Consider the following 20,431-nt stretch of genomic DNA (forward strand, 5'->3'; position numbering starts at 1 on the left):
GATCAGGAGGGGCGGCGGCGGAGGGCCAGGGCGGCGATCACCACGCCGGCGACGCCGACGGCGAGGCCGGCGCCGCCCAGCAGGCGGGCCGTCCCGTCCGAGGAGGCGGGGGCCGCGCCGGACGCGGCCGGCGCCGCGACGAGGCCGGCGGAGGCGGACGGGGAGGCGGACGCGGCGGGGGAGGCGTCGGCGGGCGGGGTCAGCTTGAGCACGGGCGCCGGGTGCTCGGGCTCGGACCCGTCGGCCGCCGGGGCGTCGGCCCAGGAGACGACCTCGCCGCTGGAGTACGTCTGCTTGGTCGGGAACACCAGCTGGTCGACCCCGGTCGGCAGCCGTCCCATCGACACCTCGAACTCCTGGAACTCGCCCTGGCCGATCTCACCTCCCGACCAGGCGATCGTGGTGACGGCCTCGGTGAGCTCGCCGTGCTCGGTGGTGACGGGCTTGGGCAGCTTGCCCTCGGTGACCTTGACGGTCCAGCCGGGCACCGGCCTGACGGAGACGAACGCCAGCGGATGATCGGTGGGGAAGGTCACCTCGATCTTGGTCGTCCTGGCGTCGTCGCGCTCGTTCGGCACCCGGAAGGCGACCTTGGTGAACCCGCCCGCGACGGCGGTGCCGGGGTTGATCGTGACGTGCGCCAGCGCGGGCAGGGCGAGCGCGGCGGTGAGAGCGGTGGTGGCGGCGAGCACGGTCGCCGCACGTCTGAAGAAGGACATGTCGATAACTCCACTTGGTGGGCATAGGGGATGAGAGGTGTCAGCAGGTCAGGCGGGAAGTGGAGGACCTCGCCTGGTGACGCTGTGGCGGACCGCCGGGTCCGGCGGCACGTCGCGCACCCGTACGACGGGCACGGGCGGCCGGGCGGCGGGACGCGCGGGGACGGGCCGGGGGAGCAGGAGGCGGCGGGCCAGGCGGCGCAGCAGCGCCCAGAGCGCGGCCTCGCCGCGCGACAGCCACCAGCCGGTGAGGAGCGTGGCCGTCAGGTGGGCCACCAGCATGCCGAGCGCCTCGCCCAGCCCCTGCCCGTGGATGTGGGCGGCGACGTAGCCGGTGCCGTCGCCGCCGAACAGCTCGTGCAGCCCGAGCTGGGCCGCGACCAGCAGCCAGCCGACCTGGGCCGGTGAGCGCTCCCTGCCGCCCAGCGCGGCGGCGAGCCCGAACACCGCGCCGCCCCCGGCCGGCAGGGTCCACGGCGGGGGCCGCGATCCGCCGCTCAGCCAGTGGGCCAGGGCCGCGAGGAGCACACAGACGGCGGCGAAGGCCGCCGTCCGGATGAGCCGGAAAGGCAGGTGCGCTCGCATGAGTGTGCTCATGGTGCCACGGGCAGAAGACGTGCGAAAGCTCAAGCGGGAAGCCGCGTGATGACCGGGTGATTCGCGGCGTTTGTTCGCTAGGGTCGTGCCGACCACGTCGACATGAGGTGAGAACGTTGCGGCACTTAGGTGGTTTGCTCCTCGGGCTTGTGGTGACCGCGGCCGTGCTGGGAGGTGGCGGCTGGGCGGTGCGGCAGACGATGGCGGACGTCCAGGCCGCACCGCCGGTCGGCCCGTCGCTCTGGATCGCGCTGGGCTCCATGGCCGCCGTCGGCCTCGTCGTGGGGCTCGTGGTGGCGGGCCGGGTGTCACCGGTCGCCACCTTCATCCCGTCGATGGTCCTGCTGGCCTGGACCGTGGTGTACGCGCTGGACGCGAACCGGGCGCTGACCCTGCTGCCCGACGGCCCGGCGGTGAACGGCGTCGTCAGGGAGATCGTCTCCGGCGCCCACATCCTGCTCCGCGGCGGCGTGCTCGCGCTCCTGGGCGTCGCGCTGTTCATCCCGGTGCTGATGCCCTCGCGCTGGGCGCGCCGCTACGACGAGGACGACGACGACTACGAGGAGCAGACCCGGGAGGGCAGCTACTACTAGCGCCCGGTGGTGTAGAGGTGGGTGACCACCTCCTCGATGGAGGAGAGACCGGGAGCGCTCGCCATCAGGTCGTCCAGCGTCCCGTCGAAGGCCAGCCGGCCGTGGTCGATCAGCATCACGCGGCGGCACAGCCGCTCGATGTCGCCCAGGTCGTGGGTGGTCAGCAGCACGGTCGTGCCGCGCTCGGCGTTGATCCTGGCCAGGAACTCGCGGATGCCGGCCTTGCTCACGACGTCGAGCCCGATCGTGGGCTCGTCGAGCACGAGCACCTCCGGCGCGTGCAGCAGCGCCGCGGCCAGGTCGCCGCGCATCCGCTGGCCGAGGCTGAGCTGGCGCACCGGCGTGCTCATGAACGGGCCGAGGTCCAGCGTCGCCGTCAGCTCCGCCAGCCGTTCCGCGAACACTTTGCGATCTACTACTTTGTAAAGGAGCCGGATCAGCTCGAAGCTGTCCTTGAGCGGCAGGTCCCACCAGAGCGTGGTGCGCTGGCCGAAGACCACGCCGATGTGCCGGGCCAGCGTGGTGCGCCGGCGCGACGGGTCGAGCCCCGCCACCCGCACGGTGCCGGAGCTGGGCGTCAGGATGCCGCACAGCATCTTGATCGTGGTGGACTTGCCGGCGCCGTTCGGGCCGAGGTAGCCGACGAACTCCCCGGGTGCGACGGTGAAGGTCAGGTCGCGTACGGCGTGCACGGTCCGCCGCTTCACCTTGAAGGTGCGGCCCGCCTGGTTCAGTTCGATCATGGTCATGGTCAACTCCCTGTCGATCGGTAACGGCGCAGCCCCTGGCGCCAGGCGAGCGCGGCCAGCAGGGCGAGGACGAGGGCCGCGACGGGCCCGAGGAAGCGCATGAAGCCGGGCGTGCCGAACGGGTCGTCGCGGCCCAGCGCGTACAGGCCCGGCTGCCAGTTGATGAAGGCCAGCGGGAGCACGTACGTGACGCCGCGGACGAGTTCGCGGCCGTAGACGCTGAACGGGTACTGGGCGAGCTGCGCGCTGCCGTAGGTGAAGGCGCTGCTCACCTCCGGCGCGTCGACCAGCGCGAACTGGAGAGCGGCGGCCAGCGTCCAGAGCGAGGTGAAGATCACCACGCCGGAGAGGATCATGACGGGCACCATCCAGAGCCGCCGCGGGTCCAGGTCGAGCGCGGCGAGGGCGTAGCCGAGGGCGGCGGCGGCCTGCAGGACGCGGCCGATCCTGGCGGGCACGAACCGGTCGGTGGCGATCTGGATCCAGGCGTTCACGGGCCGGATCAGGAACGTGTCGAGCGTGCCGTCCCTGATGTGCGCGCTGACCCGGTCGAGGTTGCTGAACAGCAGGTCGGTGAGGGTGAAGGCGATCCCGGCGGTCCCGTACAGGAAGAGGACCTCCTCGCGGGTGAACCCGCCGAGCGAGGTGGTGTTGGCGAAGACGATCAGGATGGCGGCGAGGTCGAGCGCGGCGGTGGCGCAGCCGAGCACCAGGAGCAGCGCGAAGGAGGCGGGGTAGGCGGCGGCGGCGCGGGTCCAGGTCCAGGCGAGGAGCAGGTAGGTCCTAACCACCCTGGATCACCACCTTGTGGCGGATGGCGCGGGTGCCGAGCGCGCCCAGGGCGAGCAGCGCGGCGGCCCAGAACGCCTGGAAGGCGAGGGTGTCGAGGACGGGGGCGGTGCCGAGGTAGAGGTCGGCGGGGGCCTGCGCCATGGCGGCCCAGGGCAGCACCCTGGCGACGTCGCCGAGCCAGCCGGGGAAGATCGTCAGCGGCAGGACCAGGCCGCTGAGGAAGGTGGTGAGCACGGTGGAGGCGACGTTGACGCCCCGGTCGTCGGCGAGCCAGCAGGCCGACAGCGCCACCAGGTAGCGCCAGCCGAAGCTGGTGACGACGCCGAGGAGCAGGCCGGCGAGCAGCCCCGCCCAGCGGCCCGGTCCGTCGGGCACGACGATGCCGAACAGGGCGGCGCCGACGAGCATCGGCGGGATGCCCCGGACGAGCAGGAGGTAGCCGGCGCGGCCGAGGTCCTCGGCCAGTGTCCAGAGCTGGAGCGGGGCGGGGCGGACCAGGTCGAGCGCGATGTCGCCGCTGCGGATGCGCTGGGGGATGGCGAGGCCGCCGCCGAACAGCTGCATCGGCCCGATGAAGGCCTGGGTGACGAAGCAGAAGGTGACGGCCTGGGCGACGTCGTAGCCGGCCAGGCCGGGCCTGGCCTGCCAGAGGGCGATGAGGATGTAGGCGCGCAGGATGCCGAACACGGTGTTGGTGAAGGCGCCGGCGAGCGCGGCCCAGACGTAGGTGGCGTGCTTGCGGAAGCCGTACCGGGCGAGCCGCAGGTAGAGGGGTATGGTTTGGCACCTCCGGAGGGTGAGGGCACGGTGACGGCGCGTGCCCGGGACCGTGCGCGCGCACGGGCCGGTCGGATGGAAGGCCTGGAATTATCCAACCGGCGGTCAGCGGTTGGCAACGGGATAGATGGCGCCCCGGCGTCGGCGGGCATAACCCTCTAGCAGGCAGCATTGCCGAAATGTCCGGGAAAAGCGATGAGATACTTACCGACGGGTAGAGCGATGTTCTGGCGGGGAATCAACATGCCGGAGGCCCGAAATGCACCTGGACAGGGATGTCGCTCCCGAGTATCCACTGAGCTGGCAGGCCCGCGCTCTCACCGGCCTCATGCGTCACACCCTCAAGCCGGCCTCCCATCTGTTCCTGCGCCACGCCCTGGCGCTGACCGCCGCGTCCCAGCTGGGAGAGCTGGTCAGGCTGCTCCCCGCGGCGACGCCCGACCACGTCTCGCTGGTTCCCGCCGCGTTCTCCGCGTGCGGCGGCGAGTGGGTACGCGGGCGTGACACGCTGGACGAGCACAAGGTGGTGCTGTATCTGCACGGCGGCGGCTACTTCTCGTGCTCACCCCGCACGCACCGGCCGATCACCTGGCGCCTGTCGGCGGTGGCGGGCCGCCCGGTGCTGGCGCTGGACTACCGCCAGGGTCCGGTGCACAAGCTGGCCGACTCGCTGAGCGACTCCCTCGAAGCCTACGACTGCCTGCTGGGGCGCGGGTACGAGCCGGAAGACATGATCATCGCAGGCGACTCCGCGGGCGGGCACCTGACCCTGGCGACGCTGCTGGCGCTGCGTGACCGCGGCCTGCCGCTGCCGTCGGCGGCCCTGTGCCTGTCGCCCTGGGCCGACCTGACCGACTTCCCCCGGCGCGCGAACCGCTGGCAGGACCCGATGCTGCCGGCCGGGCGGGTGCGCTGGCTGGCCCGCCGCTGGACCGACGGGCTGGACCCGCGCGACCCGCTGGTCTCCCCGGTGCTCGGCGACTTCACCGGGCTGCCGCCGCTGATGATCGTCACCGGGTCGACCGAGGTGCTCAGGGACGAGGCCCGCCGCGTCGCCGAGCGGGCCAGGGACGGCGGCGTGCCGGTGACCTACGAGGAGTGGCCGCGCATGCCGCACGTGTTCCCGATCCTGGCGGACGTGCTGCCGGAGGCGCGGCTGGCGTTCCGGCACATGGCGATGTTCCTGGCGGCCGTGGCCGGTCTGGAGGAGCTGGCGGCGGAGGACGAGGCCGCCGCCTGAAGGTCGCGCACGGGGTGAATCGGCTGCCGGGACAGGGGCAGAGGGGCGAGAGTGACATTTCGCATCGCGCTGACGCCGCGCGGGGAGCAGAGTGTAGGTTAGGCACCCCTAAGCAAGGAGCTGTTCCGCATGACCGGTAAGCCGAGGGATCACCACCGAGGCGTCGTGCTGCGTACCGAGCGCATCGCGCCGCACATGATCCGGGTCATCGTCGGAGGTGACGGACTCCGCGACTTCGAGACGTCCGGCCACACCGACACTTACGTGAAGATCGTGTTCCCGCACGAGGGGGTCGACTACCCCCAGCCGTTCAGCGTCAAGCAGGTACGGGAGACCATGCCGCGCGAGTTCTGGCCGCGGCTGCGCACCTACACCGTGCGCGCATGGGACCCCGACACCCGCGAGCTGACGCTCGACTTCGTCTACCACGGCGACGAGGGCCTGGCCGGCCCGTGGGCGGCCAACGCCGGACCGGGTGACGAGCTGCTCATGATCGGACCCGGCGGCGGCTACGCGCCCGGCCCGGAGGCCGACTGGCACCTGTTCGCCGGTGACGAGAGCGCGCTGCCCGCCATCGCCGCGTCCCTGGAGGCGCTGCCCGAGGGGGCGCGGGCGTTCGCGTTCATCGAGGTGGCGGGGCCGGAGGAGGAGATCAAGCTGAGCACGCCCGGCGACGTCGAGGTGGTCTGGCTGTACCGGGGCGACCGCCCGGTCGGGCAGGCCCTGGTGGAGGCGGTGTGCTCCTTCGGCTTCCCGGCCGGGCGGGTGCAGGCGTTCGTGCACGGCGAGGCCGGGTTCGTCAAGCAGCTCCGCCGCCACCTGCGGGTCGGCCTGGGCATCCCGATGGCGCACCTGTCGATCTCCGGTTACTGGCGGGCCGGAGCGGACGACGAGTCGTGGCGCGCGGTCAAGAAGGACTGGAACAAGCAGGTCGAGGCCGAGGAAGCCGCCATCCTCACTTGATCTTCGTGACGTCGATCACGCGCAGGGTGTCCCCGACCGGGTAGGCGAGCAGCCTCCCGTCGTCGTCGAAACCGGGCCTCATGAGGCTGAATCCGCCCGCCGTACGCTTCGACGGGATGCCGAGGTCGGCGGAAGCCCCGGTGCGCAGGTCGAAGAGCACGACGCCGCCCGCGTGCCGGCCGTAGCGGACCGAGGCGACGTGGAAGCGATCCAGGGCGGGCGGCGTCCTGGCCATGCCGCCGGGCAGCTCCTGCTGCTGGGAGCCGTCGCGCATCCGGTGGAAGGGGACCGCCCCGGAGCTGCCTACGCAGAGCGTCACGCCGCAGGCATGCACCCGCTCGCCGTCCCGTACCAGGGCCCGGTCGGTCTCGCCGGTCCGCAGGTTGCGGATCAGGCCGTAGTGCTCGCCTTCGTGCCCGCTGTACGGGCCGGGAGTGCCGATCCACGGCCAGGACAGCAGGTGCATGCCCGCCCCGTTCGCGACCGGCTCCACCTCACCGCCGCCGAGCGGGACCGTGAACACGCCCCCGGAGCGGGCGGAGAACGCGACCCGGTCACCGACGATCTCGACCTTGTCCACGCCGCGCTCGTCCAGCTCGCGGCTCCCGATGACCCGAGCCTCGCCGCCCGTCAGGGGAGCCGCCCAGATCTGGGCGGTGCCGTCCTTGAGCTGCGTCCACCAGGCGACGTGCCCGCCGGCGGCGTCGAAGCCCGACGCGAACAGCACGGTCCCCTTGGGGGTCACCACGTGGGTGATCTCGCGCAGGGCGAGCGTGTCCAGGTCGTAGGCGTACAGGGCGTCGGTCTTCTCGAACGAGGCCCAGGTGGAGACGAGCAGGGTCCGGTCGTCGAGGAGGAGGATCGGCTGGATCTTCTTGCCGTCGGGCGTCTTGGCGGGAACCTCGCGCAGCGCCTCCGGCCACACCGATCCGATCGGCTCCGGCTTGACGTCGTAGGACGGGGCGTGGGACTGGGCCGGCGACACGGGCGGCGAGACTGCCGCCGTCGCCGTCGCGTCCGGGGTCACGGTGGCGGCCCGGTCGGCGGCCCGGTCGGCGGCTCTGTCTGCGGCGCGCAGGCCGCCCGCGACCCCGCCCGCGATCACCACGACCGCCGCGCCGGCGAGCAGCGCCTGCCTGCGCTGCCTGCGCCGCCGGTAGCGGGCCTCCACCTGGGAGGCGGCCGCATCAGCGGGCAGTCCGGGCGCCTGGCCTGCGGCCTGCCGCAGCGTCCTGCGCAGGGTGTCCTCCACGTCGGGCGTCCGGTTCATCGCGCTCCCTCCCCGACCGCGCTCCACTCGGCGGGGACGGCGGCGCGCAGCTTGTCCAGCGCCCGCGACGCCTGGCTGCGCACGGTGCCGCGGGAGACGCCGAGCACCTTGGCGATCTCGGCGTCGTCGAGCTGCTCGTAGTAGCGCAGCACCAGGACGGCGCGCTGCTTGCGGGGCAGGCCGGCCAGCGCCAGCCACATGGCGCGCTCGTCGCCGCTGGGCAGCGCGTCGCGGTGCTCCCTGTCAGGTGGCTCCCAGGTGAGCTGTTCGCGTCTGCGCCGCCGCCAGGCCGCGATGTGCAGCCGTGCCATCGTGGTGCGCGCGTAGCTCTCGGGGTTGTCCTTCGAGCGCAGCCGCGGCCAGGCGGCCCGCACCTTGAGCAGCGCCTCCTGCACCAGGTCGGCGGCGTCGTGCGGGTTGCCCGCGAGCACGTAGCCGTAGCGCATCAGCGCCTCACCCCGCTCGGCGACAAACTCCGCGAATCGGGCGTCTCCATCCACCTGCTCCAGCCTTCCGTCGATTCCTTCCACCTCTCAGAGAAGGAACGCGGCCGATCCGTTGCACGGGCTGGCGGACATGGGTCGGCCGCGCCAGGCCGGGGAAGGTCTGGCGCGGCCGTTCGCCGGGGGGAACCACCCATGCCCTGGAGGTAACCGGCGAGCTCATGCGGTCAGTGGGCGAACTGCTCCTCCTCGGTCGACCCCTTGAGCGCGGTGGTCGAGGAGTCGGGCGAGATGGCCGTGCTGACCAGGTCGAAGTAGCCGGTGCCGACCTCGCGCTGGTGGCGGGTGGCGGTGTATCCGTGCGCCTCCGCGGCGAACTCCGCCTCCTGCAGGTCCACGTACGCGGTCATGCCGTCGGTCGCGTACCCCTGGGCGAGGTGGAACATCGAGTAGTTCAGCGAGTGGAACCCGGCGAGGGTGATGAACTGGAACTTGTACCCCATGTGCCCCAGCTCGCGCTGGAACTTGGCGATGGTGGAGTCGTCCAGGTGCTGCTTCCAGTTGAAGGAAGGCGAGCAGTTGTAGGCCAGCATCTGGTCCGGATACCGGGCCTTGATCGCCTCGGCGAACTCGCGGGCCACGTCCAGGTCGGGCGTGCCGGTCTCCATCCAGAGCAGGTCGGAGTGCGGGGCGTAGGCGAGGCCGCGGGCGATGCACGCCTCGATGCCGTTGCGCACCCGGTAGAAGCCTTCGGCGGTGCGCTCGCCGGTGCAGAACTCCTGGTCGCGCGGGTCCACGTCGCTGGTCAGGAGCGTCGCGGCCTGGGCGTCGGTCCGCGCGATGACCAGTGAGGGGACTCCCGCGACGTCCGCGGCGAGGCGGGCGGCGTTGAGGGTCTTGATGTGCTGGCCGGTCGGGATGAGCACCTTCCCGCCGAGGTGGCCGCACTTCTTCTCGGAGGCGAGCTGGTCCTCCCAGTGCACGCCGGCGGCGCCGGCGGCGATCATGCCCTTCATCAGCTCGAAGGCGTTGAGCACGCCGCCGAACCCGGCCTCGGCGTCGGCCACGATGGGCGCCAGCCAGTGCGGCGCGTCCTCCCGGCCCTCCGACCAGGTGATCTGGTCGGCGCGCAGCAGCGCGTTGTTGATGCGGCGGACCACGGCCGGCACGGAGTTGGCCGGGTAGAGGCTCTGGTCGGGGTAGGTCTGCGCCCCCAGGTTGGCGTCGGCGGCGACCTGCCAGCCGGACAGGTAGATGGCCTTCAGCCCGGCCTTCACCTGCTGCACGGCCTGGTTGCCGGTCAGCGCGCCGAGCGAGTGCACGTACTCCTCGGTGTGCAACAGGCTCCACAGCCGTTCGGCGCCGAGCCGGGCGAGCGTGTGCTCCTCCTGGACGCTGCCACGCAACCGGATCACGTCCTCGGCGCTGTAGGTGCGCTCGATGCCGGCCCAGCGCGGGTCGTTCTCCCACTCGTCCCGCAGCTGCTCGGCGGCTCCCTTGAGGCGATCGTTCATCGTTCACTCCTTTGTCGTCCCCTGGGGCGTATGCCGAGTCTGTGCCCCCGTGACCCCCGGCAACAGCCAGAACAGGAGAGAAAAAACAGCAAATTTCCGCGACATGCAACTACTGGTCGGTATTCACGGCAGAAAAAATCGAGAGTTTTCCCTATGGACTAGACCACTGGTCAGAGGTGGTGCGCCCGGCCTCACAGGGCCTGCGGGCGCCTCCCGTACGTCTAGAAGATGAGCGGAATTTCCGACTAAGATGCGTGCATGGCGTCCTTGCTGGGTGAAGAACCGCTGACTTTGACGCATGAGCTCGATCTCATCGCGTTCGGGCAACGCCTGCGCCACCTCCGCAAGCAGCGCGGGCTCACCCTCTCCGACCTGGGCGAACGGGTCAGCAGGGCGCCCAGCCAGCTCTCCCTGCTGGAGAACGGCAAGCGCGAGCCCAAGCTCTCCCTGCTCAAGTCGCTCGCCTCGGCGCTGAACGTGCCGGTCGAGGAGCTGCTGCGCCGCCAGCCGCCCAACCGCCGCGCCCAGCTGGAGATCGCCCTCGAAGAGGCCCAGCGCGACCCCATCTACGCCGATCTCGGGCTGCCGCGTCTCAAGGTCTCCGCCCGCGTGCCCAACGACGTGCTGGAGCACATCCTCGGCCTCTACGGCGAGCTGCGCTCCCGCGAGGCGCGCGGCACCGCCACCCCCGAGGAGGCCAGGGCCGCCAACGCCGAGCTGCGCCGCCGCCAGCGCGAGCTGGGCAACTACTTCCCCGAGATCGAGCAGGCCGCCGCCGAGGCGCTCGGCGCCGTCGGCTACCGCGCCGGCGCCCTGTCGCAGAGCATGATCCAGAGCCTGGTGACCCACTTCGGCTACACCGTGCACACCGCCCAGGACCTGCCCCGGTCGGTGCGTTCCATCACCGACATGCGCAACCGCCGCATCTACGTCAAGCACGAGCAGCTCGGCATGCACACCCCGCGCACCATCCTGCTCCAGACGCTCGGCCACCTCGCGCTCGGCCACAACAAGCCCCGCGACTTCGCCGACTTCCTGCGCCAGCGCACCGAGGCCAACTACTTCGCCGCCGCCGTGCTCGTGCCGGAGAAGGCCGCCGCCGTCTACCTGCAGGAAGCCAAGGCCGACCGGGCGCTGTCGGTGGAGGACCTGCGCGACGTGTTCGCGGTCTCGTACGAGATGGCCGCCCACCGCTTCACCAACCTCGCCACCCACCACCTCGACCTGGTCTGCCACTTCGTCCGCAACGACGCCGGCGGCATCATCTACAAGGCGTACGAGAACGACGGCATCGTCTTCCCCGCCGACGAGCAGGGCGCCATCGAGGGGCAGCGGATGTGCCTGCAGTGGTCGGGCCGCCAGGTGTTCGCCTCGCCCGACCGCTTCTCCGTCTACTACCAGTACTCCGACTCGCCCACGGGCACCTACTTCTGCGTCGCGCACGTCGACCCGTCACGGGAGCGCGACTTCGCCATCACGCTCGGGGTGCCGTTCAAGGAGTCGCGCTGGTTCCGCGGCCGCGAGACCACCAACCGCACCAAGTCCACCTGCCCCAACGGCGACTGCTGCCGCCGCCCGCCCACCGCGCTGGCCGAGCGCTGGGAGGGCTACGCCTGGCCGTCGGCCCGCGCCAACTCACACGTGCTCGCCGCCCTGCCGCCCGGCTCCTTCCCCGGCGTCGACGAGGCGGATGTTTACACATTCTTGGAGCGCCACGCCGTCACGGGTTGACCCCCGGAGGGCAGAACTCAGGGGATGAACGGGGGTGGTCGCATGCTGCCTGAAGTTCGGACCTGGTTGCGGCGCCGCACCACACGCACGACCGACTGGCCGGTGCGCGAGCTGGCCGAGGCGAAGGGCCGCACGTCTGTCAGCGTGGTTCTACCCGCGCGTGACGAACGCGACACCGTGGGTCACATCGTCGGCGTCATCCTCGACGAGCTGGGCGGCCTCGTGGACGAGGTCGTGGTCATCGACTCCTGCTCCACCGACGACACCGCCGCCGTCGCCGCCCGCGCCGGCGCCGACGTGCACGCCCAGGACGCCATCCTGCCCGAGTTGGGCCCGCTCGACGGCAAGGGCGAGGCGCTGTGGAAGTCCCTCGCCGTCACCAGCGGCGACATCGTGGCGTTCGTCGACGCCGACATCCGCGGCTTCCAGTCGTCCCTGGTGAGCGGACTGCTCGGCCCGCTGCTCACCGACCGCAGCGTCGCCTACGCCAAGGGCTGCTACGACCGGCCGCTCGACGGCGCACCCAACGGCGGCGGCCGCGTCACCGAACTGGTCGCCCGCCCGCTCATCAACCTCCACTGGCCCCAGCTCGCCGGGTTCGTCCAGCCGCTCGCCGGCGAGTACGCCGGCCGCCGCTCCGCGCTGGAGCGGGTGCCGTTCCTCACCCGGTACGGGGTCGAGCTCGGGCTGCTCGTCGACCTGCTCGACCTGGCGGGGCTGGACGCGTTCGCCCAGGTCGACCTGGGCTCCCGCGAGCACGCGCCGCAGTCGACCGAGGCCCTGGGCAACATGGCGGCCCAGATCATGCTGGCCGCCTACTCGCGGCTGCTCCGCCAGGGCAAGCTCGGCCGCTGCCACGACCTGTCGTCCTGCCTCGACCAGTTCCGCCGCTGCGCGGGCGGCCACCGGGTGGTCAGCAGCGACGTCTCCATCGCCGAACGACCCCCGATGCTGACACTGCGGTGAGGCAGGACGACGCCGGGTCCTACGTTCCGAAGGCCTTCACCTCCAGCAGGCCCACGGAGGACGAGCCGTTGCCGGTGAGCAGCACCCGCAGGCGGGTGGTGTTCACCGAGGAGAAGGTGACGGTGTTGTACTGGTTCTTGGCCAGCCCGTAGGCGCTCGCGCCCGGGACGTCCGCGTACGCGCTGCCGTTCCAGTACTGCAGCTTCCACGACGCCGGCATGTCGATGCCCTGCTCGTCATCGAAGAAGTACACGTCGGCACGGTTGAGCGCCTGCGCCGACGACCAGGTGAGCTCCGCCCAGTGCTGGCCCGTCTCGGGCCAGGTGCCCCAGCGGGTGCCCTGGTTGGGGCCGGGGATGTTGGAGCTGGCCGGCTCGCCGCCGTCGTTGACGGCGGCGCAGCTCTCCCACGCCGAGGTGTAGGAGCAGGACGCGGTGGCCGACAGCGCCCGGTTGGCCGGAGGCTGGACGCCGCCCCGGTTGACCACCTTGAACTCGGTCAGGCCCACCTTGGACCCGGAGGCGTTCGCGGCCAGCATCCGCACCCGCTGGGCCGTGACCGGGGTGAACGTGACCTTGTTGAGGTTCGCCCGCGGGCTGCCGGGCGACTTGACCTGGCTGCTCACGGTCACCCAGGAGCTGCCGTTCCAGTACTGGATGTCGTAGGACGCGGGCGCCCGGTAGGTGCCGCTGGCCGGCCGGCTGTCACGGAAGTGGAGCCAGACCTCGTTGAAGGTCTGCGGCGACCCGAAGTTGACCTCGTACCAGTCCTGGCTGTTGGGCGAGCCGCCCGCGCCCCAGAACGGCTCGTTGGTCGGCAGGCCGTCGCGCGCCCCGGCCACGCTGGTGCCGGACCCGGTGTGGGAGGCGGTGGCCGAGCCCATGGCGGCCAGGTTGGTGAGGCCGGCCGTCAGGTCGACGCCCGCCTTGGCGAGCATGTCCACCATGCGGGCGCCGGTGTGCGATACCTGCGCGGGCGCCTGCATGCCGGACGCGGCGCTGCTGTAGAGGACGGTCGCCGAGGTGGTGACCGCGCCGGTGGCCGGGTTGTAGGTCAGCGGCGCCAGCCGGTCGATCGTCGCCCGGCGGACCCCGTTGACGTAGATGGAGTAGCCCTGCGGGATCCCGGCGTAGCGCACCACGCCGTCGGCCGGATCGTCCCAGACGATGGTCAGGTCGCTGTTGCGGTAGCGCAGGTTGTTGACGGTGAAGTGGGACCAGCCGATGTCGATCGGGCTCAGCTCCACCTGGGCGTCCGAGCGGGGGCGCAGGCCCGCGACGTCCTCGATCACGGTCCAGTTGCTGCTGCCCAGGATGTTGTGGTGGATCCAGGAGCGGTACTGGATGCTGCTGCCGTTCCAGTCGGCCCAGAACTCGTTGGCGTCGGGCCACTGGGTGTTGCCGCCGACGTACTGCGCCCAGGCGTTCCAGTAGAGCAGCTTCTTGTACCAGGTGGCGTCGATCCACTCGTTGGGGTAGTTGCGCAGCACCGAGGAGAGCAGCCGGAACTGCACCGTCGAGTTGATCGTGGAGAAGTTGTTGCTGCCCGTGCCCGAGGCCGCCTTGTCACGCTGGTTGGCGGTGTAGAACGGGAAGATCGGATACTCGGCCGGGTCGTCGAACAGACGCAGCGCCTGCCGGTAGGTCGCGGTGTTGGGCACGGCGCCCACCGCGAACGGGTAGTAGTTGTTGATCTCCTTCCACGGCACCCACTCGTTGGTGGAGACGTGCCGGTGCTCGAACAGCTGCCGGTTCGGGTTCCACAGCACGTTGACCAGCGCGTTGCCGATGTCGGTGGCCAGGGTGTTCATCTCGTTGGCCTTGGCGGTGTTGCCGAGCAGCGCGTACGCCTGCGCCGCGGCCTTCGCCCCGCTGTACTGGTAGGCGCCCTCGGCCCGGTCCAGCCAGCCGGAACGCCAGTGGAAGGAGACGGCGTCGGCGTCGTTGCCGGTCAGCGCGCCCCAGTCGTACTCGATGACCTTGTCGTTGTCGTGGTCGTAGAAGGACAGCTGACCCTTGACGTCCTGCTCGGCGTAGCGGGCCAGGTTGCCTGCGATGCCCGGCTGGCCGCCGTGGATCTGATAGCTCTTCCACGCCGCCTCGGCGACGTACTGCGTGTAGCTGTTGGACCAGTTCTCCGGGTCGCCGGGGTTGTCGGCGAACCGGCCGCTCTTCGAGGTCTGCCCGATCGACAGCCACGGCCCGTACGACCACACCGGGTCGCGCAGGTACTTCAGGTCGTCGATGTGCATCGGCTGGGTGAGCACGATCGCGTTGTTGTAGCCCAGCACCCCCTCCATGGAGGTGGGGAACTGGAAGGTCTGCCCGGGGATGTCGGCGTCGAGGTGGTTGTAGCGCATCAGCCACCAGCGGTAGTAGACGTTCTTCTTGATCGCCGGCTCTGGTACGTCGATGTAGGGCACGTTGTCGGCCCACCACCGGTTGTACTCCCGCACGTGGGTGGCGAACGCGGTGGCGGGGGAGTGGCCGCGGTAGGCGTTGTACTCGGTGAGCGACCCGGGCAGCTCGTTGGTGACGAACCCCATCTGCACCTTGACCGTCACCGTCTGCCCGGCGGCCACGGTGACCGACCGGTTCAGCCCGCCGGAGCTGACGGTGAACCCGTCCCCGGACAGCCGCGGGTAGATCGTGGTCAGGTTGTTGTAGGCGTTGACCTGCCCGGTCAGCTCGCTGCCGCTGCCGGTGGTGGCGTAGGGCGAGGTGGCGCGCAGGTTCAGCGTCGCCGACGAGCCGCCGTTGTTGGTGACGGCCACGTTGGTGACCGCGACGTTCTCGTTGGTGATGAACTTGGTGACGTTGGCGACCAGCGAGCCGCTGGTGTGCACGCTCTTCCAGTGGCTGGGCGCCTGCCAGCGCTGGCCGGGCTGCTCGGTCCAGCTGCCGGAGCCCAGCGCGATGCTGTAGGCGCTCTGGTTGCTGATGCTCTCCCAGTACGCGACCTGCCCGCCGAACCCGATGACCGACGGGGTGTGCGTCTTCATGAACAGGGCGCGGCCCCGCGTCATCAGCCAGGTGCCCGCCGGGTCGTTGCCTGGCCTGGCCAGCAGCCGGTCCATCCAGAAGTCGGTGCCGGAGCTCTCGGCGTCGTAGATGGCCCGCATCATGTCGCCCGCGGTGTACGCGGCCGGCACGGCGGGGATCGCCGGGCCGCCGAAGGTCGGATAGCCGATGGTCTGGTCGGCCCGCGCCGGTGCGCCGGCCACGAGCGTCGCCGCGACCAGCAGCAGGGCGGTGAGGATCCGTCTCATGACAGCGCCCTCCATTCCAGGACACCGGTCGAGTAGCCGCTCTTCGAGGTGATGTTCAGCCGCAGCCGGGTGGTGGTGACCGCGTTGAACGTGGTGACGTTGAAGGTGTGCGGGGCGACGCCGCACGCCGACTGGCCGGGCACGTTCACGTACGCGCTGCCGTTCCAGTACTGCACCTGGCAGGAGGCGGGCAGGTCGATGCCCAGGTCGTCGTCGAACCAGTACGTCTCCACCCTGCTGACGCTCTGGGCGGCCGGCCACTGGTACTCGACCCACTGGGTGCCCTGCTGCGGCCAGTTGCCGTAGGCGCCGTGGCTGTGGTCGGCCGAACCGGTGGGCGCGTACCCGTCCTTGATGGCGCCGAGCGTCTCCCACGGGGAGACGTAGGAGGTGGACGGCGTCGCCGACAGGGCCAGGTTCTGCGAGCCTCCCGGCCCGGTGGTCTGGACGACCTTCTGCATGGTGCCGTCGGCGTTCCAGTAGAGCTTGTCGAGGGTGACGGAGCGGCGGAAGTTCCCGCCGCCGGGCGCGGCGGCGTTGTGGTAGACCATGTACCACTGGCCCTTGAACTCGATGATCGCCGGGTGGTTCGTCGTCGAGCTGACCTGGTCGAGCACGACCCCGCGGTGCGTCCACGGCCCGAGCGGGTTGCTGGCGGTGGCGTACCGGATGCAGGCGTAGTTCGGCGCCGAGCACCCGGAGTCGTTGGCCGCGTAGGCGAGGTAGTAGGTCCCGTTGCGCTTGAACATCCAGGGCGCCTCCCAGAAGTTCGACACGCCCTGCGGGGTGACGACGGGGCCGTCCAGGGTGACCATGTCCGGCCTGAGCTTGGCCGCGCGCAGCCCGTAGTACGAGCCCCAGTACATGTAGACCTGACCGTCGTCGTCGGTGAACACGGTCGGGTCGATGTTCAGCGGGGACGAGTTCGGGGTGCTGTCGCTGATCAGTGGCCCGCCCTTGGCGTCGGTGAACGGGCCGAGCGGGCTGTCGCCGACGGCCACGCCGATGTTCATCCAGCCGGGTCCGTTGCCGTTGACGGAGACGTACCAGTAGTAGCGGCCGTCGGCGCCGCGCTCGACCTCGCTGGCCCAGGCGTCCGCGCCGGCCCAGGGGAAGCTGGAGACCGAGAGGCGGGCGCCGTGGCCGGTGAAGGACGTGCCGTCGGTGGAGCTGAAGACGTGCCAGTCGCGCATGACGAAGTTGGTGCCGCCGGCCGGGGCCTCGTCACGCCCGGTGTAGAGGTACAGGGTGTCGCCGGCGACGAGGGCGGCCGGGTCGGCGGTGTAGATCGAGGTGGTGATCGGGGCCGCCGCGGAGGCGGGCACGGCGAGGACGGGGAGCAGGGCGACCGCGAACAGCGCGGCCAGGGCTCTTAATCGGGACATGGACGGGTCCTCCTACCTGGGGGGTCTTGAGGCGATCGTGTTAGCGCTAACATCACGGTTCGCCTCGGAAGGCAGGTGCGTTCTTGGTTCACCCGAGTGTTCGCGGCACCGCAGAAACCGTCAAGACCCAAGTTTCGAGAAGTCATGTTCGAGCAGGTCAGAGGCTAGTGAAAGGTTTTCGAAGCCGCCTTCTTTCCAGGGCCGGCCCCGCTGCCGGAGGAAGCGGCCAGGGGGCTCAACAGCGGCTGGTGGACCGAAAACCTTTCACCGCGTTCAGGAGAAGGCCTTCACTTCCAGCAGCCCGACCGACGCCGGGCCGCTCTGCAACGCGACCCTGAGCCTGGTGGTGCTGACAGGGTCGAACGTGACGCGGTTGTAGGCGTTCGGCGCCACCGGGTAGGTGCCGGGGATGTCGGCGTACCCGCTGCCCGTCCAGCGCTGGAGCTTCCAGGAGGCCGGCAGCCGCACGCCACCGCCGTCGTCGAAGAAGTAGACCTCGGCGGAGCGGATCGTCTGGCTGCCGGGCCAGGTCAGCTCGGCCCACTGGGCGCCGGTCTGCGGCCAGGTGCCCCAGCGCGGGTTGGCGGTGTCGTTCGAGCGCGGCGGGTCGATCCCGTCGTTGATCGCCGCCACGCTCTCCCAGGGCGAGGTGTACGAGGCCGTCGGCGTGGCGGTCCTGGCCAGGTTCGCCGCGCCGCCGCCGCCCACGGTGATCGTGAACGTCCTGGTCACCGGTGTGCTGAGCCGGTCGTAGTCGCGGAGCCGGACGGTGAACGTGGACGTGCCGGCCGTGGTGGGGGTGCCGGTGATGGCGCCGGTGAACCGGTCGAGGCTCAGTCCGGCCGGCAGCGCGCCGCCGTCGATCTGCCAGTCGTAGAACGGCACGCCGCCCTTGGCGGTCAGCCGCTGCTGGTAGGCCGCGCCCGGGGTGGCCTGGGGGAGCGAGGTGGTGACGATGGACGGTGGCAGGAACGGGGTGAGCTCGCGGTTGAGCCGCCACCCTGCGTTCTCGGCCACCAGCAGCGCGAGCTTCGTCAGCATCCACCGGCGGGTGGGGAACAGATGGGTCCAGCCGCCGCTCTGGCCGCTGAGCCGGTCCCAGTACCGCTGCTCGCCGGGGATGTGGTAGCTCGAATCGAGCGGCACGGGGTAGCCCTGGTAGGCCGAGACGTCCGGGTCGTTCCCGCCGCCCTGGACGTAGGCGCGCATGCCCGCCCAGTCGCTGTGGAAGGCGACGGCGTGGCCGTACTCGTGCATGACCAGGCCGTGCACGTCGAGCACGTCGCCCTGGATCTCCGTCCGGTACCAGTCCTCGTCGGCGAGCGAGGTGAACAGCCGCTTCCCCGCCTCGTCGTACTCGAAGATCATGGACGTGGAGCGGTGGAGCGGGCCCGGGAGCCGCTGCCCGTTCCTGGCGCTATAGCGGCCGTTGGCGGCGGGGTAGCCGGTCGAGTACGGGGTCTGGATGCCTCTGAAGAACACGTACATGCCGTTGTAGGCGGTCTGGTTCGTGACCGTGATCGTGTTCTGCCAGTCGTCGCCCGGCAGGTGGTTGGTCTCCGCGCCGGCGGCCACGGTGTCGAACGGCGCCATGTCGAAGAACCGGAACCAGTCCTTGACCGCTTCCTCCGACGCCGTCCTGAACGCGGGGTCCGAGAAGTAGCCGGTGATCGTGTCGAACCGGTAGTCGAACGTGACCGGCAGCGTCGGCTCCAGCGGCGTCTTCTCGTCCTGCTGCACCCGGATCGGCATCGACTGCTGGGACGTCGCGCCGCCCGCCTCCCTGACGGACAGCCGCAGCGTATGGGTCTCGTCCTGGCCGGGGCCGCGCCTGGAGTGGATCGCGAGCTTGAACGTCTTCCGCTCGGCCGCGCCGGCGAAGGTGAGCGTCTTGGTGGCGCCGGTCGCGGTGAGCCGGCTCGGCAGGTCCATCATCAGCCGCGAGGTGCCCTCGGCCTTCAGGTCCACGGTGACGGGGTAGCGGGCGTCGGCCGGAGGCTTGACGGTGAGCTCGACGTACGGGTTGGCCAGGTAGCCCTGCCAGTCGACCAGCTGGACGCCGTGGCCGTTGACGGTCCTGCCGAACAGGTCGATGACCTCGGCGGGGGAGGCGGCATGCGCGGGTGTCGTCACACCGCCGGTGAGTAAGGAGCTGAGCAACAGCGCCGCCACGGCCGAGCGCGTGCGGCGGGATCCACGGTCCATACTGGACTCCTCGTGAGTTGGGAATAGGTTTTCCCAACCGGGACCGTAAGATGTCCCACAGCGCCCGTCAACCGTCAGCCCGTCCGCCGGGTCGACTCGCGGATCACCAGGCTCGCCGGGACGACCGTCACCCCGCCCGCCGCCGGGCGCCCGTCGATCGCGTCCATGATGTGCCGGGCGGCCAGCCGGCCGATCTCGCCCAGGTTCATGTCGACCGTGGTCAGCGGCGGGCGGCAGCCCAGCGCCATCGGCTCCCAGTTGTCGAACCCCACGAGCGCCACGTCGTCGGGCACCCGCCGGCCCCGCTCGCGCAGCGTCTCGGCCACGCCTCTGGCGATCTGGTCACTGCCGCAGAAGACGGCGTCGACGTCGGGCGCGGCGTGCAGCAGCACGTCGGCGGCCTGCCTGCCCCACTCCTCGCTCCACTGCCCGAACAGCACCTCCCCGGCCGGCCGCAGCCCGGCCTCGGCCAGCGCGGCGGTGAGCCCCTGGGCGCGCCGCCGCGCCGCCTGGAACCGACGCGGCCCGGTGATGTGGCCGACGCGGGTGCGGCCGGTGGCCAGCAGGTGGCGCGCGGCCAGCGCGGCGCCGCCCTCGTCGTCGGGGACGAGCGACACGTCGCCCTCGTCGGTGGACTGCGTCATCGCGTAGACGACGGGGACGGGCAGCCGCCCGATGCCGGGCCTCGGCTCGGTGCGCCGGCCGGTGACGATGATCGCCTCGACCCGCCTGGCCAGCAGCCGCTCGACGTAGTGGCGCTCCCTGATGGGGTCGTCGCGGGTGTCGCACATGAACACCGAGATCTGGCCCGCGTCCAGCGCGTCCTCGGCGCCGAGCATCACCGGGATGCTGAAGCGCCCGAAGCTGTCGCCGGTGACCAGGCCGACCGTGTAGGTGCGCCCGGCCAGCAGGCCCTGGGCCAGCGGGTTGGGGCGGAAGCTGAGCCGCCGGGCGGCGGTGAGGACCCGGTCGCGGGTCTCGGCGCGCATGCGGCCGCGGCCGTTGAGCGCCTTGGACGCGGTGCCGATCGACACCTGCGCGGCCGCGGCGACGTCTCTGATCGTGACGGTCTTCGCCGTCCGCTCGGATGGGCTGGCCAACCGACTCCCCCTTCGCGGTCACACCTTAGCGTGGCCGTCCACCTCTTGACCCGTGGTGTATCACACCTTACCCTCCGGGTTGAGAAAACCTATTCCCACCGTTTTCTCTCTCCCGGTGA

17 protein-coding genes are annotated in these 20,431 nt (G+C 71.0%); 5 read left to right on the forward strand and 12 right to left on the reverse strand.

Annotated elements, in window-relative coordinates:
• Nucleotides 1–2 precede the first annotated feature (2 nt).
• Nucleotides 3–719: a YcnI family protein gene (locus ACZ6YG_RS07470; protein WP_148032380.1), complete on the reverse strand. Its 717-nt coding sequence runs from the start codon at nucleotides 717–719 to the stop codon at nucleotides 3–5.
• Between the two features lie 48 nt (nucleotides 720–767).
• Complete coding sequence (locus ACZ6YG_RS07475; protein ID WP_148032379.1) at nucleotides 768–1,304, reverse strand: MFS transporter; 537 nt, start codon at nucleotides 1,302–1,304, stop codon at nucleotides 768–770.
• A 146-nt stretch (nucleotides 1,305–1,450) separates the two neighbouring features.
• On the opposite strand from ACZ6YG_RS07475, the gene ACZ6YG_RS07480 reads away from it, so the two are divergent.
• The gene (locus ACZ6YG_RS07480) at nucleotides 1,451–1,909 is read left to right on the forward strand and encodes a hypothetical protein (protein ID WP_466017457.1); all 459 of its coding nucleotides are present in this window, start codon (nucleotides 1,451–1,453) and stop codon (nucleotides 1,907–1,909) included.
• Here the strand turns inward: ACZ6YG_RS07480 and ACZ6YG_RS07485 are convergent.
• The 3 genes from ACZ6YG_RS07485 to ACZ6YG_RS07495 are packed head-to-tail and all read right to left on the reverse strand — an operon-like array spanning nucleotide 1,906 to nucleotide 4,137.
• Nucleotides 1,906–2,658, reverse strand: coding sequence for an ABC transporter ATP-binding protein (locus ACZ6YG_RS07485; protein WP_261808632.1), 753 nt, complete (start codon nucleotides 2,656–2,658; stop codon nucleotides 1,906–1,908). The two genes, ACZ6YG_RS07480 and ACZ6YG_RS07485, sit on opposite strands and share 4 nt — an antisense overlap.
• A 2-nt stretch (nucleotides 2,659–2,660) precedes the next feature.
• Nucleotides 2,661–3,449 (reverse strand): ABC transporter permease, encoded by a 789-nt coding sequence (locus ACZ6YG_RS07490; RefSeq protein WP_148032378.1) that lies wholly within the window; start codon nucleotides 3,447–3,449, stop codon nucleotides 2,661–2,663.
• Nucleotides 3,442–4,137: an ABC transporter permease gene (locus ACZ6YG_RS07495; protein ID WP_466017458.1), complete on the reverse strand. Its 696-nt coding sequence runs from the start codon at nucleotides 4,135–4,137 to the stop codon at nucleotides 3,442–3,444. The genes ACZ6YG_RS07490 and ACZ6YG_RS07495 overlap by 8 nt, the downstream gene beginning before the upstream one ends.
• A 349-nt stretch (nucleotides 4,138–4,486) precedes the next feature.
• Between ACZ6YG_RS07495 and ACZ6YG_RS07500 the strand changes: the two genes are divergently transcribed.
• Together ACZ6YG_RS07500 and ACZ6YG_RS07505 are read left to right on the forward strand one after the other, a co-directional pair.
• Nucleotides 4,487–5,467 (forward strand): alpha/beta hydrolase, encoded by a 981-nt coding sequence (locus ACZ6YG_RS07500; RefSeq protein ID WP_219544604.1) that lies wholly within the window; start codon nucleotides 4,487–4,489, stop codon nucleotides 5,465–5,467.
• Nucleotides 5,468–5,596: 129 nt separating this feature from the next.
• Nucleotides 5,597–6,430: a siderophore-interacting protein gene (locus ACZ6YG_RS07505; RefSeq protein ID WP_148032375.1), complete on the forward strand. Its 834-nt coding sequence runs from the start codon at nucleotides 5,597–5,599 to the stop codon at nucleotides 6,428–6,430.
• Here ACZ6YG_RS07505 and ACZ6YG_RS07510 read toward each other — a convergent pair.
• From ACZ6YG_RS07510 to aceA, 3 genes are all read right to left on the reverse strand, one after another.
• On the reverse strand, nucleotides 6,423–7,700 hold the full coding sequence (locus tag ACZ6YG_RS07510) for a TolB family protein (RefSeq protein ID WP_466017459.1): 1,278 nt from the start codon (nucleotides 7,698–7,700) through the stop codon (nucleotides 6,423–6,425). The two genes, ACZ6YG_RS07505 and ACZ6YG_RS07510, sit on opposite strands and share 8 nt — an antisense overlap.
• Nucleotides 7,697–8,230: a SigE family RNA polymerase sigma factor gene (locus ACZ6YG_RS07515; RefSeq protein WP_364227758.1), complete on the reverse strand. Its 534-nt coding sequence runs from the start codon at nucleotides 8,228–8,230 to the stop codon at nucleotides 7,697–7,699. Before ACZ6YG_RS07515 ends, ACZ6YG_RS07510 begins: the two co-directional genes overlap by 4 nt.
• A 140-nt stretch (nucleotides 8,231–8,370) precedes the next feature.
• Nucleotides 8,371–9,657 carry an isocitrate lyase gene (aceA, locus tag ACZ6YG_RS07520; protein WP_148032372.1) on the reverse strand — a complete coding sequence of 429 codons (1,287 nt, stop codon included), beginning with the start codon at nucleotides 9,655–9,657 and terminating at the stop codon, nucleotides 8,371–8,373.
• A 258-nt stretch (nucleotides 9,658–9,915) separates the two neighbouring features.
• Between aceA and ACZ6YG_RS07525 the strand changes: the two genes are divergently transcribed.
• Nucleotides 9,916–11,388, forward strand: a complete 1,473-nt coding sequence (locus ACZ6YG_RS07525; protein WP_372452420.1) for a helix-turn-helix domain-containing protein — start codon at nucleotides 9,916–9,918, stop codon at nucleotides 11,386–11,388.
• Between the two features lie 42 nt (nucleotides 11,389–11,430).
• Nucleotides 11,431–12,354, forward strand: a complete 924-nt coding sequence (locus ACZ6YG_RS07530; protein WP_219544607.1) for a glucosyl-3-phosphoglycerate synthase — start codon at nucleotides 11,431–11,433, stop codon at nucleotides 12,352–12,354.
• Between the two features lie 19 nt (nucleotides 12,355–12,373).
• Here ACZ6YG_RS07530 and ACZ6YG_RS07535 read toward each other — a convergent pair whose 3' ends face one another.
• The 4 genes from ACZ6YG_RS07535 to ACZ6YG_RS07550 form a co-directional block, all read right to left on the reverse strand.
• Nucleotides 12,374–15,622 carry a discoidin domain-containing protein gene (locus ACZ6YG_RS07535; RefSeq protein ID WP_466017460.1) on the reverse strand — a complete coding sequence of 1,083 codons (3,249 nt, stop codon included), beginning with the start codon at nucleotides 15,620–15,622 and terminating at the stop codon, nucleotides 12,374–12,376.
• Nucleotides 15,619–17,007 (reverse strand): glycoside hydrolase family 43 protein, encoded by a 1,389-nt coding sequence (locus tag ACZ6YG_RS07540; protein WP_466017461.1) that lies wholly within the window; start codon nucleotides 17,005–17,007, stop codon nucleotides 15,619–15,621. The genes ACZ6YG_RS07535 and ACZ6YG_RS07540 overlap by 4 nt, the downstream gene beginning before the upstream one ends.
• A 273-nt stretch (nucleotides 17,008–17,280) precedes the next feature.
• Nucleotides 17,281–19,212 (reverse strand): Ig domain-containing protein, encoded by a 1,932-nt coding sequence (locus ACZ6YG_RS07545; protein WP_466017462.1) that lies wholly within the window; start codon nucleotides 19,210–19,212, stop codon nucleotides 17,281–17,283.
• Between the two features lie 74 nt (nucleotides 19,213–19,286).
• Nucleotides 19,287–20,312 carry a LacI family DNA-binding transcriptional regulator gene (locus ACZ6YG_RS07550; protein WP_219544610.1) on the reverse strand — a complete coding sequence of 342 codons (1,026 nt, stop codon included), beginning with the start codon at nucleotides 20,310–20,312 and terminating at the stop codon, nucleotides 19,287–19,289.
• Nucleotides 20,313–20,431 lie beyond the last annotated feature (119 nt).

It is taken from the genome of Nonomuraea sp. NPDC054003 (assembly GCF_055585125.1).

Bases quoted from the DNA above. Each gene is read 5' to 3' on its own strand.
- ACZ6YG_RS07470 (WP_148032380.1), bottom strand. From the start codon at position 719: ATGTCCTTCTTCAGACGTGCGGCGACCGTGCTCGCCGCCACCACCGCT.
- ACZ6YG_RS07475 (WP_148032379.1), bottom strand. From the start codon at position 1,304: ATGCGAGCGCACCTGCCTTTCCGGCTCATCCGGACGGCGGCCTTCGCC.
- ACZ6YG_RS07485 (WP_261808632.1), bottom strand. From the start codon at position 2,658: ATGACCATGATCGAACTGAACCAGGCGGGCCGCACCTTCAAGGTGAAG.
- ACZ6YG_RS07500 (WP_219544604.1), top strand. From the start codon at position 4,487: ATGCACCTGGACAGGGATGTCGCTCCCGAGTATCCACTGAGCTGGCAG.
- ACZ6YG_RS07505 (WP_148032375.1), top strand. From the start codon at position 5,597: ATGACCGGTAAGCCGAGGGATCACCACCGAGGCGTCGTGCTGCGTACC.
- ACZ6YG_RS07510 (WP_466017459.1), bottom strand. From the start codon at position 7,700: ATGAACCGGACGCCCGACGTGGAGGACACCCTGCGCAGGACGCTGCGG.
- aceA (WP_148032372.1), bottom strand. From the start codon at position 9,657: ATGAACGATCGCCTCAAGGGAGCCGCCGAGCAGCTGCGGGACGAGTGG.
- ACZ6YG_RS07525 (WP_372452420.1), top strand. From the start codon at position 9,916: ATGGCGTCCTTGCTGGGTGAAGAACCGCTGACTTTGACGCATGAGCTC.
- ACZ6YG_RS07530 (WP_219544607.1), top strand. From the start codon at position 11,431: ATGCTGCCTGAAGTTCGGACCTGGTTGCGGCGCCGCACCACACGCACG.
- ACZ6YG_RS07535 (WP_466017460.1), bottom strand. From the start codon at position 15,622: ATGAGACGGATCCTCACCGCCCTGCTGCTGGTCGCGGCGACGCTCGTG.
- ACZ6YG_RS07540 (WP_466017461.1), bottom strand. From the start codon at position 17,007: ATGTCCCGATTAAGAGCCCTGGCCGCGCTGTTCGCGGTCGCCCTGCTC.
- ACZ6YG_RS07545 (WP_466017462.1), bottom strand. From the start codon at position 19,212: ATGGACCGTGGATCCCGCCGCACGCGCTCGGCCGTGGCGGCGCTGTTG.